The sequence below is a fragment of the Novosphingobium barchaimii LL02 genome (genome assembly GCF_001046635.1).
In the GTDB taxonomy this organism is placed as follows: Bacteria; Pseudomonadota; Alphaproteobacteria; order Sphingomonadales; family Sphingomonadaceae; genus Novosphingobium; species Novosphingobium barchaimii.
Map to the genome: position 1 here is coordinate 1,224,378 of NZ_KQ130452.1, position 12,703 is coordinate 1,237,080.

Annotated in this window: 9 protein-coding genes; 1 reads left to right on the forward strand and 8 read right to left on the reverse strand. The window is 64.8% G+C overall.

The window, feature by feature from the left end; genetic code table 11:
* Window positions 1–8: 8 nt before the first annotated feature.
* The 7 genes from V474_RS05995 to dapA all read right to left on the reverse strand — a co-directional run bounded on the left by V474_RS05995 (window position 9) and on the right by dapA (window position 9,117).
* Window positions 9–470, reverse strand: a complete 462-nt coding sequence (locus tag V474_RS05995; RefSeq protein WP_059150545.1) for a hypothetical protein — start codon at window positions 468–470, stop codon at window positions 9–11.
* A complete protein-coding gene (gene alaS, locus V474_RS06000; RefSeq protein WP_059150546.1) occupies window positions 467–3,130 on the reverse strand; it encodes an alanine--tRNA ligase in 2,664 nt (887 codons plus the stop codon). The genes V474_RS05995 and alaS overlap by 4 nt, the downstream gene beginning before the upstream one ends.
* A 239-nt stretch (window positions 3,131–3,369) precedes the next feature.
* Complete coding sequence (gene recA / locus V474_RS06005; RefSeq protein ID WP_059150547.1) at window positions 3,370–4,443, reverse strand: recombinase RecA; 1,074 nt, start codon at window positions 4,441–4,443, stop codon at window positions 3,370–3,372.
* A 133-nt stretch (window positions 4,444–4,576) separates the two neighbouring features.
* Window positions 4,577–7,021 (reverse strand): hybrid sensor histidine kinase/response regulator, encoded by a 2,445-nt coding sequence (locus V474_RS06010; protein ID WP_059150548.1) that lies wholly within the window; start codon window positions 7,019–7,021, stop codon window positions 4,577–4,579.
* Window positions 7,018–7,608 (reverse strand): DUF2062 domain-containing protein, encoded by a 591-nt coding sequence (locus V474_RS06015; RefSeq protein WP_082699600.1) that lies wholly within the window; start codon window positions 7,606–7,608, stop codon window positions 7,018–7,020. Before V474_RS06015 ends, V474_RS06010 begins: the two co-directional genes overlap by 4 nt.
* A 1-nt stretch (window position 7,609) precedes the next feature.
* Window positions 7,610–8,092, reverse strand: a complete 483-nt coding sequence (smpB, locus tag V474_RS06020) for an SsrA-binding protein SmpB (protein WP_007678650.1) — start codon at window positions 8,090–8,092, stop codon at window positions 7,610–7,612.
* A 143-nt stretch (window positions 8,093–8,235) separates the two neighbouring features.
* Window positions 8,236–9,117, reverse strand: a complete 882-nt coding sequence (gene dapA / locus V474_RS06025; protein WP_059150549.1) for a 4-hydroxy-tetrahydrodipicolinate synthase — start codon at window positions 9,115–9,117, stop codon at window positions 8,236–8,238.
* A 100-nt stretch (window positions 9,118–9,217) separates the two neighbouring features.
* Between dapA and V474_RS06030 the strand changes: the two genes are divergently transcribed.
* A complete protein-coding gene (locus V474_RS06030; RefSeq protein WP_059150550.1) occupies window positions 9,218–11,212 on the forward strand; it encodes a lytic transglycosylase domain-containing protein in 1,995 nt (664 codons plus the stop codon).
* Window positions 11,213–11,219: 7 nt separating this feature from the next.
* Here the strand turns inward: V474_RS06030 and V474_RS06035 are convergent, their stop codons facing one another.
* Complete coding sequence (locus V474_RS06035; RefSeq protein ID WP_059150551.1) at window positions 11,220–12,614, reverse strand: glycoside hydrolase family 27 protein; 1,395 nt, start codon at window positions 12,612–12,614, stop codon at window positions 11,220–11,222.
* Between the last annotated feature and the right edge of the window lie 89 nt (window positions 12,615–12,703).

Below are 12,703 nucleotides of genomic sequence, written 5' to 3' on the forward strand. Positions count from 1 at the left end.
CGCCGCGATCACTTCTTCGCGTTGTTTACCACGGCCAATCCGAAAGGCTGCTTGAGACCTTTCAGCTTCGAAGCTTCCTCCCAGAGACGGTTCTCCGGGTCAGATTCGGTGGTCAGGGTAGCGAGAAAACCACTCCGAACCGGCTTGAGCGTGATGCGGACCGCCTCCTCGCTCGGCCCGGCACCGCTCTCGTACCGTTCGAAGTAGCGGAACGCGAAGCCCTCCGCCGTTCGCTCCAGCGGGGCGATGTACGAGGTGTTGCACCAGCCTTCGCAAAGCACCGCCTCGACTATCGGCTTGCCGCCTTCCGCGAAGAAACGCAGTTCCAGACCGCCAAGATCGCCAGTCTGCTCAGACATCCGCACCGAACCGTACAGGCCCACAGGCCAACCTGGAGGCTCGTCGGCCGCAGCGGGCGCGGCGAACAGCAACGCCAGCGCCGCCACCAAAGGGGCGCGGGCGTGGATCACCCCGCCAGCGCCGCCTTGACCGCAGCGATTGCCTCTGCCGCCTTGTCGCCATCAGGTCCGCCGCCCTGTGCCATGTCAGCGCGGCCACCGCCGCCCTTGCCGCCCAGCGCCTCAACGCCCTTGCGGACGAGTTCGACGGCGCTGACCGTGGCGACCAGATCTTCGGTAACGGCAGCGGCGATGCTCGCCTTACCCTCGTTAACCGCGACGATCGCCGCGACGCCCGAGCCAAGGCGCTGCTTGGCCTGATCGAGCAGGCCGCGCAGGTCCTTGGGGTCAAGCCCTTCAAGAACCTGGCCGGAGAACTTGATGCCGTTCACTTCCTCGTCGGCAGCCTCGGCCTTGCCCGAACCGCCGCCCAGCGCGAGCGCCTTCTTGGCTTCAGCCAGTTCGCGCTCCAGCTTGCGGCGTTCGTCGAGCAGTGCGGCAACGCGCGCTTCGACGTCCTCAGGCGTGGTACGCAGCAGGCCGGCGGCGTTCTTGAGCGCGTCTTCGCGGCTGACCAGCCACTGGCGCGCGCCTTCGCCGGTCATCGCCTCGATACGGCGAACGCCTGAAGACACCGCGCTTTCCGCCACGATGCGGAACACACCGATATCGCCAGTGGCGCGGACGTGGGTTCCGCCGCAAAGCTCGACCGAATAGGAACGGTCGCCGGAATTGCGGCCCATCGAAAGCACGCGAACTTCATCGCCGTACTTTTCGCCGAACAGCGCCATCGCGCCTGCGGCAACAGCATCGTCCGGCGCCATCAGGCGGGTGAGAACCTGTTCGTTGGCGCGGATCTCGGCGTTCACTTCGGCCTCGATCGCCGCCACATCCTCGTCGGTCAGGGGCTTGGGGTGCGAATAGTCGAAGCGCAGGCGCTCGGCGCCGACCATCGAACCCTTCTGGGTCACGTGCTCACCAAGACGACCCCGCAGTGCCGCGTGAAGCAGGTGCGTGGCCGAATGGTTGGCGCGGACCGCATCGCGGCGCGTAGCATCGACCAGGAGGTTGACCACATCGCCCACCTTGATCGTGCCCGCATCGACGCGGCCGGTCATCGCATGAAGGCGTCCGAGCGGCTTGGCGGTGTCCTCGATCGTGATCGCAAGCGCGCTGCCATCCGATCCAGCGCCGCCGGTGATGGTGCCGGCATCGCCGACCTGACCGCCCGATTCACCGTAGAACGGGGTCTGGTTGGTAAGGACGGTGACGCTCTCTCCGGCGCTGGCGGTTTCCACTTCCTTGCCATCACGTACCAGTGCCACGACCCGGCCTTCACCGCTGGTCGAGGTGTAGCCGGTGAACTCGCCGGCACCTTCGCGCTCGGCGATGTCGAACCACACTTCGCTGTCGGCAGCCTGGCCAGAGCCCTTCCATGCAGCGCGAGCAGCAGCCTTCTGCTGCGCCATGGCGGCATCGAAGCCGGCCTTGTCGACGGCAATACCGCGCGAACGCAGCGCGTCCTCCGTCAGATCGTAGGGGAAGCCGAAGGTGTCATAGAGCTTGAACGCGGTTTCGCCGGGCAGTTCGCCGCCCTCACCCAGGTCTGCGGTCGCTTCGTCGAGCAGCTTGATGCCATTCGACAGCGTGCGGCGGAACTGGACTTCCTCGCGCTCCAGCGTTTCCTCGATCAGCGGCTGCGCGCGGCCGAGTTCGGGATAGGCCTGGCCCATTTCCGCGACGAGCGCCGGCACCAGACGGTGCATCAGCGGATCGCGCGCGCCGAGCAGGTGCGCGTGCCGCATGGCGCGGCGCATGATGCGGCGAAGCACGTAGCCGCGCCCCTCATTGGACGGCAGCACGCCGTCGGCCAGCAGGAAACTGGTCGAACGGAGGTGGTCGGCGATGACGCGGTGGCTGGCGCGACTGTCACCTTGCGCGGCCACGCCGGTCAGGCTTTCAGAGGCGGCGATGAGCGCCTTGAACGTATCGATGTCGTAGTTGTCATGCACGCCCTGCATCACGGCCGAGACGCGCTCCAGCCCCATGCCGGTATCGATCGAGGGCTTCGGTAGATTTCCGACGATCTCGCCGGCCGACTGCTCGAACTGCATGAACACGAGGTTCCAGATTTCGATGAAGCGGTCGCCGTCCTCTTCCGGCGATCCCGGAGGGCCGCCCCAGATGTGGTCGCCGTGATCGAAGAAGATTTCCGAGCACGGTCCGCAGGGGCCTTCATCGCCCATTGCCCAGAAGTTATCCTTCGTGGGAATGCGGATGATCTTGCTCTCGGGCAAGCCGGCGATCTTCTTCCACAAGTCGAATGCTTCGTCGTCCGTATGGTAGACGGTGACCAGCAGCTTCTCGACCGGGAGCGCCCATTCCTTCGTCAGCAGGTTCCAGGCGTTGGTGATCGCCTGCTCCTTGAAATAGTCGCCGAAGGAGAAGTTACCCAGCATTTCGAAGAAGGTGTGATGGCGGGCTGTGTACCCGACGTTGTCCAGATCGTTATGCTTGCCGCCGGCGCGGACGCACTTCTGCGAGGAAGTGGCGCGCGGGACCGAACGGGTCTCAAGGCCCGTAAACACGTTCTTGAACGGCACCATGCCGGCATTCACGAACATCAGCGTGGGGTCGTTGTAAGGAACGAGCGGCGCTGACTGAACGGCCTCGTGACCATTGCTTGCGAAATAGTCGAGGAAGGACCGGCGGATTTCGTTGGTCGTCTGCATAGTTCGGGCCGATAATGCAGGTGCGCGAGGTCGGCAAGCGCTTGTCTGCGGTCAGACTGTTCGGGAAACACGATAAGAGTGTCGAATTGCGCCTCGCTGTGGCGAAGACAGCCCACTGTTGTGACCGTTCTCATATGCGGAAGGGCACGGCGGGATACGCAAAGTTGCGCAAACCGCCGTGCCCTTCCACCATCCTGCGGATGGTTCCCTCCCCAAGCACGCTCGGAGAGGGTCTGGTTTTAGTCGTCGTCGCTTTCGGTCGGGCCGACCATCATCTCTTCGGCGAGGCCTTCGGTCTTTGTGCGGATCGCCTTTTCGAGACGGTCTGCGACTTCCGGGTTTGCCTTCAGGTAAGCCTTGGAGTTTTCACGGCCCTGACCGATGCGGATCGAATCGTAGCTGAACCACGCGCCCGACTTCTCGACGATCCCGGCCTTGACGCCGAGATCGAGGATTTCGCCGATCTTGGAGACGCCTTCACCGTACATGATGTCGAATTCGACCTGCTTGAACGGCGGTGCGACCTTGTTCTTCACCACCTTCACGCGGGTTGCGTTGCCGACGACCTCGTCCTTGTCCTTGATCGCGCCGGTCCGGCGGATGTCGAGACGGACCGAGGCGTAGAACTTCAGGGCGTTGCCGCCCGTGGTCGTTTCCGGGTTTCCGTACATGACGCCGATCTTCATGCGCAGCTGGTTGATGAAGATCACCATGCAGCGCGAACGACTGATCGAGCCGGTGAGCTTGCGCAGCGACTGGCTCATCAGGCGGGCCTGAAGACCGACGTGGCTGTCGCCCATCTCACCTTCGATTTCAGCGCGGGGGACCAGCGCGGCCACCGAGTCAACCACCAGAACGTCGATCGCGTTTGAACGCACCAGGGTGTCGACGATTTCGAGCGCCTGCTCACCCGTGTCGGGCTGCGAAACGATGAGTTCGTCGATGTTGACGCCCAGCTTCTTGGCATAGACCGGGTCGAGCGCGTGTTCGGCATCGATAAACGCGGCGGTGCCGCCGGTCTTCTGCGCCTCGGCAATGACGTGCAGCGCCAAGGTGGTCTTGCCCGAGCTTTCCGGGCCGTAAATCTCGATCACGCGGCCACGCGGCAAGCCGCCGACGCCAAGCGCGATATCGAGGCCGAGCGAACCGGTTGAGATCGCCTCGACCTGCATCGTTTCCTTCGAGCCCAGCTTCATCGCCGAGCCCTTTCCGAACGCCTTGTCGATCTGGGCAAGCGCTGCCTCTAGGGCCTTTTGACGGTCCATTGCGTCCTTTTCCTTGCCTTCCTGGATCAGCTTGAGCTGAGCAGCCATGTCTCTTCCCCTTTGCTACCGGGCTGACCGGAAAGGTCAACGTCACGAAGGGCTGTGTATTCTCTTTGTTCTCATAGAACAAGAGGGGAACTTTGGCAGATTTCCGTTTTTTAACGGCTGCCTGCCGTGCGAATCAGCCCTGGGCCATATGCGCCAGAACTTCCCCGACTTTTTCTGACAGTTGCTGCACCGAGAACGGCTTGGGCATGAACCAGGCATTGGGGATGCCGATCTGCTTGCGCAGTTGCTCCTCTGCGTAACCCGACATGAACAGCACCGGCAGGTTCGGGGCGAAGCGGCGAATCTCGCGCGCCATGGCCGGGCCGTCCATCGTCGGCATGACGACGTCGGAGACGACGATGTCGAACTTGCCGCCTTCCTGCACCAGTTCCAGCCCCTCTTCGCCGTCGCGCGCGCAAGTGACCTGATAGCCCTGGCGGGTAAGCGCGCGTTCGGCGACGATGCGGACCGGGTCCTCATCCTCAACCAGCAGGATCGAGCCGCCGCCCGCCCACTGGGTCGGTGGGGGTACGGGTTTGGCCTGGGCGATCTCGGGGGTACTGCCGGGGGCAACGTGGTGGACCGGGAGGTAGACAGTGAAGCGCGTCCCCTTGCCCACTTCGCTTTCCGCGAAGATAAAGCCGCCGGACTGCTTGACGATGCCGTAGACGGTGGAGAGGCCCAGGCCCGTGCCCTTGCCCTGCTCCTTGGTGGTGAAGAACGGCTCGAAGATCTTGCCAAGGATTTCAGGCGGAATGCCGCCGCCCGAATCCTCGACGATGAGCGCGGTATATTCGCCTGCCGGGATGATCTCGCTGCGCATCGCGCGCACATCAGTGGTGGTGACCTTGCGAGTGGCGAGGACGAGGCGGCCCGAGGCATCGCCGCGCGACTGCATGGCGTCTCGCGCGTTCACCGCAAGGTTGACGATGACTTGCTCGACCTGGGTCGGGTCAGCGCGCACCGGGCCAAGATCACGGTCGTGAGTGACGACGAGCTGGATTTTCTCGCCGATCAGACGGCGCAGCATCTGCGAGACGTCGGCGACGATATCAGGCAGCTGCAGGGTCTCCGGGCGCAGCGTCTGCTGGCGCGAGAAGGCCAGCAGCTGCCGGGTCAGCGAGGCGGCACGGTTGGAATTCGCGCGAATCTGCTGAATGTCGTCATAGTCCGAATCGCCGGGGGTATGGCGCATCAACATGAGGTCGCAGGTGCCCAGGATCGCGGTGAGCACATTGTTGAAATCATGCGCAACGCCGCCCGCGAGCTGGCCGACCGCCTGCATCTTGGTGGCCTGCGCAACCTGACGCTTGAGGCGGATTTCCTCGGAGGTATCGGTCAGGCCAAGCAGGACCGCAGCCTCTCCCAGCCCGCGCACGCCTGCAAGACTGAGCGAAACCGGGTCCTCGGGCTGCGCGACCAGACGGACGGCAAGGTCGCCCGCAGCGGCAGGCCCTTGCGCAAAGCGGCGAATGGCTTCCGATAGCGCCCGCTTGTCATCCTTGACGACGAGGTCGGTGGGGTAGGTCGGCGGCTCGTGACCTTCGTGACCAGCCGCGCGCATGAAGGCGGGGTTGGCGAAAAGCAGGCGACCGTCGCGGTCGGCCATGGCGAGACCGAGCGGCAACTGGCTGAGCAACGCTTCGAGGTGCGGCGCGGCGCCGGTGCCGCCGGCGCTGGCGCCAATACCCTGCCCCGCCTCGATGACCAGCATCAGCGAGGGCGTGGTATTGGGATCAGGCTCGTTCGCACTGTCGGGGTCGGCAACGGGGACGTGGTAGAGCACCAGCGCCCCGCCGCGTCCGCTGTCACGGGCCCAGCCAATGCGCTCGCCTTCCTCCTGACTGAGCAACGAGACGAAATCGGTGCCGGTCACGTCGGCCTTGGCATCGCCGACAGCGCGCAGGGCAAAGCCCGTGCTGGCCGCGCGAATCGTCCCGTCGGGATCGACCAGCGCTGCGCCGATGCCGGCCTTGGCGAGGCCGCGCCCAAGTTTGCCGTCAAGCTGGCCAACGAGTTCGGCCACGGGGTCAGCCGTGCTTTGCGTCGAGATGCGCCATACCAGAAAATCGTCGCCGCGCCCGGCTCGGCGCACATCGGCGCGCCAGTGCCCGCCCTCCTCGTCGGCAATATCTGCGGTGCCATGGCCGTCGCGCCAGGCGCGGCGGGTGGCATCGGCAAGACGTTCGAGCGAGGCATGGGTGACAGGCAGGCGCGGCGGCGCGCTGCCCGCGCCGAACCACGCCTCAAAGCAGGGATTGCCGCAGGTCAGACGGCCCGCGCGGTCGGTGACGGCGATCGCCATGTCGGGCCGCTCGATGGCCGCTACGGTGACAGACCAGTCGGGCTGCGCGAAATCGGCATCGGCAACCGGCGCGCGGCGCCGCGAGATCGCCCAGGCAAGCGTACCCAGCCCGACCATTGCTGCAACGAATACCGCCATCAGCAACCCATCGCCTGATACGAGCCAGACCAGCAAGGCGCTCAGCAGGAGCGCGGCGGCAACGACGAGCACGTCGGAAAATCCACCGGAGATCGCACCGGCAGCCGGCCCTGCCCGTTCGGCGCGCTGCTTCATGCAGGGTTTTCCGACTTGGCTACAGCGGTCGCATCAGGCCGCGACGGACGCAGGCGGCGGGCATGGTGCTTGCGGCCGATCCACCAGCGCCAAAACCACATCGACAGGACATAGCCGAGCGCGGCGCACACGGTGGAGATCACGAAAAGGCCGACCAGCAGCGCCGGGGCCGCGTCTGATAGCAGCCAGCGGCCCCACTCGCCCACTCCTGCGCCGCTTTGGTAGAGGGCGTGGAAGGTCGAGAGGTCCGCATGATAACCCAGCTGGTTACCCAGCCAGATCGAACCGGCCAGGATAAACGGTGTCGTCGCCGGATTGGACAGGAAGGTCATCGCCGCGGCCAGCGGGATATTGCCGCGGCACGGCACGCACATCAGCGCGGCGCCGACGATCTGGACGCCCGGGATCAGCGCAAAGATGCCCACCAGCAGGCCCACTGCAACACCGCGCGGAACCGAACGGCGGGTGAACCTGAAGAGTTCCTGCCGCCTTGCGAGGGGCGCGGTGAAGCGGTTGCCTTCCAACTGCTCGTGCGTCGGCATCTGCCGGTGGAGCCACGCCCCCATGCGGGAAAGCATCGTGCTCATGTCATCCGTGATCGCGCATGATGCGGGCCTGATCGCGCTTCCATTCACGGTCCTTGATGGTCGTGCGCTTGTCCGCCGCGTTCTTGCCCTTGGCGAGCGCCAGTTCGACCTTGGCGCGGCCCCGGCTGTTGAAGTAGATCGACAGCGGGACGAGAGTCATGCCTTTGCGCTCCACGGCACCCTGGAGGCGCGAAATCTCCCGCTCATGCAGGAGCAGCTTGCGCGGGCGCTTTGGGACATGGTTGAAGCGGTTGCCGTGGCTGAATTCGGGCACGTTGGCGTTGACCAGCCAGCATTCGCCCCCGCGAATCTCCGCAAATGATTCGACGATCGACCCTTCGCCAAAACGCAGCGATTTCACTTCAGTGCCGGTAAGCGCGATGCCCGCCTCGAACTTGTCCTCGATGAAGTAATCGAAACGAGCCTTGCGGTTTTCCGCGACGGTCTTTGCTTTGTCGAAAAGGGAGTTTTGGGGGCGTGCCATGATCGCCTGCATGTAGGGATGTGCGCGGCAAAAGAAAACGCCTCATCGCGCCGCTTTCGGACGGGAAATCGTACAAAGCCGGCAGACGGATCAATCGCGTCGCGGATAACTGTCGTTGTCCGCGCGGCGCAGACCCGCCGAACTTACAGCAGGCCGGCGTGAACCAGCGCTTCGTCCACCGCCTGACGAGCCTTGTCGCCGCAGGGGACGAGCGGCAGGCGCAGTTCGTTCTCGATCCAGTCATGGACCTGCGCCAGCGCATACTTGCACGGGCCGGGCGAGCTGTCCTCGAACATGGCGTAATGCAGCGGATAGAGCAGGTCGTTGAGGCGGCGCGCTTCCTCGAAGTCGTTGGCGGCGCAGGCGGCCTGGAACTCGGCGCAGAGCTGGGGCGCGACGTTGGCGGTCACCGAAATGCAGCCCACACCGCCGGCCGCGTTGAACGGCAGCGCCAGTTCATCGTCGCCGCAAAGCTGGACGAAGTCCTTGCCGATGCCCATGCGGTGGTCGGTCACGCGGGAAAGATCGCCGCTGGCGTCCTTGATGCCGATGAAACGGCCTGGATGGCGGCGGGCCAGTTCGCACACGGTCTCGGGCAGCAGGTCGGTAACGGTGCGGCCGGGCACGTTATAGAGCACGATCGGCAGGTCGATGTTCTCGGCCAGATAGCCGAAGTGGGCGAGCAGGCCCTCCTGGCTCGGGCGGTTGTAATAAGGCGCCACCAGCAGCGCTGCGGCGGCGCCGCACTTCTTCGAGAAGGTCATGTGCAGCAGCGCGTTGGTTGTATCGTTGCTGCCGCAGCCGGCGATCACCGGCACCCGGCCCGCCGCCTGTTCGATGCACACTTCGATCACGCGGTGGTGTTCGGCGTTGGAAAGCGTCGAATTTTCTCCGGTGGTCCCGCAGGGGACAAGAGCGGACGAACCCGATTCGATCTGCCAGTCGACGAGGCGACGAAAAGCCTGTTCATCGAACGCTCCGTCGCGAAACGGTGTGACAAGCGCGGGAATGGAGCCGGAGAACATGGACTTTACCTCTGGTGGTGTTCAATGATCGGCCCTGACGGGGAACCACCCCGCTTCCCGGACTTCACGTTCAGCGCCTGATAAGGAGCCTCTTTCCAAAATGTCCAGCATGTTGCGCACCCCTCACCTGCTGCTGAGCATTTCCCCAGCCATTTTTGCGGCATTTGCTTTCGCCGCGCCCTCCCTCGCTCAGGCCCAGTCTTCCGACGGGCGTGAATGGGATATGGCGCGCGCGCAGTCGATGCAATCGCATGACATGGCGGTGCATCAGTCGATCGACCGCTGGAAATTGCTTTCCGCCAACGACCGGATGGGGTTTGCTGCCTATACCAGCTTCCTCCTGCGCTATCCCGGCTATCCCCAGCAGGACAAGCTGCGCGGATTCGCCGAAAAAGCCCTTCTGACCGAATCGCCCGATGCGGGCTCGGTCATCGCCTTCTTCGATCGCTTCGAGCCGCTCGGCAGCCGGGCTGCCGGACGCTACGCCGTTGCGCTTTCGACGATGCGCCGCGCCGATGCGGCCACTAATGCGGTTGCCGCCTGGCGCAAGGGCGCGCTGACCCCGCAGGATGAAACGGCGCTATACTCGCTCTACCAGAGCCGTCTGACCAGCGCCGACCACGATGCCCGCATGGACGCATTGCTATGGCAGGGCGAAACGGCGCAGGCCGAACGGCAGGTCTCGTTCGTATCCCCCGCCCGCCGCCCGGAATTCATGGAGCGGCTCTCGCTGCTGCAGGGCATGACGCCGGGGACCATGGGCGTGACCCTGCCTGCGCAGATTTCGTCCGATCCGGGTTATGTCTATAACCGCGCAGTGCAGGCACGCCGGGCCGGCAACCTGCAGGGCGCTATAACCCTGCTCGCCAATCGCCCGCCATTGGCCCGCCCGGTGCCCGAACAGGAACTGTGGGTAAAGGAACTGCTCACCGCGGCGCGCGGGGCGGATGCCAGCAGCGCGGTGAGGATCGCTTCCTCCATCGATGACGGCTTTGCCCCCGGCACCGATATCAGCCGCCTCTCCTTTCGCGTGAGGGACGATTATACGACGCTGATGTGGCTGGGCGGCACCAAGGCGCTCTGGTCGCTGGGTGACACCCGCCGCGCCGCGCCGCTATTTTACCGCTACGGCGCTGCCGCGCAAACCCCAGGCACCCGCTCCAAGGGGTTCTACTGGGCAGGCCGCGCGCTGGCACAAGGCGGCGACATGGCGGGCGCCAACCGCTACTTCGAGATGGCGGCGCAGTATCCGCAGTATTTCTACGGCCAGCTTTCGCTTGAACGCCTGCGCCGGCCCATCCCGAACCTCGACACCCGCTCCACCGCTGTGCCGAGCAAAGCCCAGCGTAACTCGTTCCAGTCACTGCCAATCACTTTGGCGGTGCGCGATGTCGCCCGCGATGGCGACTGGCGCACCGGGGTGCAGTTCTACCGCGAAATCTCCGATCAGGCGCAGAACGCGGAGGACCACGTCCTAGTCGCCGAACTGGCGCAACAGATCGGCCGCCGCGACCTTGCGGTGATCATGGGGCAGAGCGCCCATGCCGACGGTTATGAGGAATTCGGGCAGATCGCCTTCCCTCTCCTTCCCACGCCCGCAGGCACCAACTGGACGATGGTCCATGCGCTGGCCCGACAGGAAAGCCAGTTCGCGCAGAACGCCCTCAGCCATGCGGGCGCCAGCGGACTGATGCAGCTGATGCCGGGCACCGCGCGCGAACAGGCCGGCAAGCTGGGCCTGCCCTACGATCAGTCCGCGCTGGTCAGCGATCCGGTCTACAACATCCGTCTGGGCGACGGCTATTTCGCGCGGATGATGGACTACTACGGCGGCGCTACCCCGCTTGCCGTCGCGGCCTACAATGCAGGACCGGGCAACGTGAACAAGTGGCTGCGCGCCAATGGCGATCCGCGTACCGGGACCATCGAATGGATCGACTGGATGGAGCAGATCCCCATCTATGAGACCAAGAACTACGTCCAGCGCGTGCTGGAAAACGCCGTGGTTTACGAATCGATGTATCCCGGCAAGTCGGACTACACCGGCGCCAACAAGCTGAGCCGCCTTATGCCCGGCAAGCGCGCGCCGGGCTGATCGGCTTTCAGCCCATGCCGTCCAGCCGGAACAGAACTCCGGCATGGGCGGCAAGGTGCGTGATCACCGAATCGCGCACCGGAGCCAGATCGCGCCGCTGCCACAAGTCGCGCAGCTTTGCCGGTCCCGCCATTCCTACGGTGCGCAAGGGCACGGTGACGTCGCGGGGCTTGTCGCCAGTGTTGAACAGGGCAAGGTAGCGGCCCTTGCCGTCCTCGCCCCATGCCGACCAGGCGCGGATGCCGTCTTCGAGGAAATGCGGGGCATTGCCGGTGCTGCGCTGGTTGACCGCAAGCACTTCCGGGTTGGTCAGCAGCGCCAGCGTCGCATCATCGAGATGGCGCAGGTCCCCGCCCATGATCAGCGGGGAGCGGGCGATCGACCACAGCGTCATCAGCGTGCGCTGTTCGTCCGGCGTGAAACGGGTGTTGCGCTCGCCCAGTGCCAGCCTGCCCATCGGCAGCATGTCGGCATCGGGCCAGGAACCTGGGCCGCGATACGGCGTCCAGTTTTCCAGCCGGGTGAACTGGGCTTCGAGCTGGGCCCATTCGTCCCAGAAATCGTCGGAAATGCGCCACATCTGGGCATGGCGGCGAACATGCTCTCCCCGCAGCACCGGCGTTTCGCCCGGTGACAGGCTGAGCATCATCGGCCGTCCGCAGCGGGCGATGGCCCTCGCTGCCGCCTCGATCTCGGGCGCGTGGGCATCGTAGGGGCGGCTCATGTCATCCATCTTGACGAAATCGACGCCCCACGAGGCGTAGAGCCGGAACAGACCGTCGTAATATTCCTGCGCGCCCGGCTTCGTCATGTCGACGCCGTACATGTCCGGGTTCCACGAACAGATGCTGGACGTGTCGGCAATGTCCCGCGCGCGGTAAGCGGTGCCCAGCACCGGCAGGTTCTGCTTCACCGCATGTCGAGCGATGCCTCGCATGACATGGATACCGAACTTCAACCCCATCGCGTGGACCTTCGCCGCCAGCGGCGCAAAGCCCTGGCCCTTTGCCGCCGAGGGAAACCGGTTGGGCGCAGGCACCAGCCGCCCGTGGGCGTCCAGCGCCGGAATCGGGTTGGCGTTGTAGGTGTAGCTGCTCGCCTCAGGCTCATACCACTGGATGTCGACGGTGAAGATGTCGTAGCCGGAGGGCAGCAGCTTATCGCGCATAATCGCGGCGGTTTCGAGCGCCTGGGCTTCGGTGATCGTACCTGCGAAACTGTTCCAGCTGTTCCAGCCCATCGGCGGGCGCGGCGCCAGCGTGGTCATGGGTTTCAGGGCTGACGGTTTCAGGTCGGAGCCGGTCGGCGCCGAAACGGAAGTGGGCGCTGCGCCTGCCTCGAAACCAAGCCCTCCCAGCGAAACCGTAGCCGCGAGAATGGCCGTCCGGCGCGACATATCCATGGCAGTGCTTCCTCTCTCCGCCTTGATGGCCGACTTTATTTGTCGGACTAATGGATGCAATGCAACCGGGGAGAGTGAAGAGCGCAGGT

Coding starts and splice junctions, on each gene's coding strand:
- alaS (WP_059150546.1), bottom strand. CDS start 3,130: ATGCAGACGACCAACGAAATCCGCCGGTCCTTCCTCGACTATTTCGCA.
- recA (WP_059150547.1), bottom strand. CDS start 4,443: ATGGCTGCTCAGCTCAAGCTGATCCAGGAAGGCAAGGAAAAGGACGCA.
- V474_RS06010 (WP_059150548.1), bottom strand. CDS start 7,021: ATGAAGCAGCGCGCCGAACGGGCAGGGCCGGCTGCCGGTGCGATCTCC.
- V474_RS06015 (WP_082699600.1), bottom strand. CDS start 7,608: ATGAGCACGATGCTTTCCCGCATGGGGGCGTGGCTCCACCGGCAGATG.
- smpB (WP_007678650.1), bottom strand. CDS start 8,092: ATGGCACGCCCCCAAAACTCCCTTTTCGACAAAGCAAAGACCGTCGCG.
- dapA (WP_059150549.1), bottom strand. CDS start 9,117: ATGTTCTCCGGCTCCATTCCCGCGCTTGTCACACCGTTTCGCGACGGA.
- V474_RS06030 (WP_059150550.1), top strand. CDS start 9,218: ATGTCCAGCATGTTGCGCACCCCTCACCTGCTGCTGAGCATTTCCCCA.
- V474_RS06035 (WP_059150551.1), bottom strand. CDS start 12,614: ATGGATATGTCGCGCCGGACGGCCATTCTCGCGGCTACGGTTTCGCTG.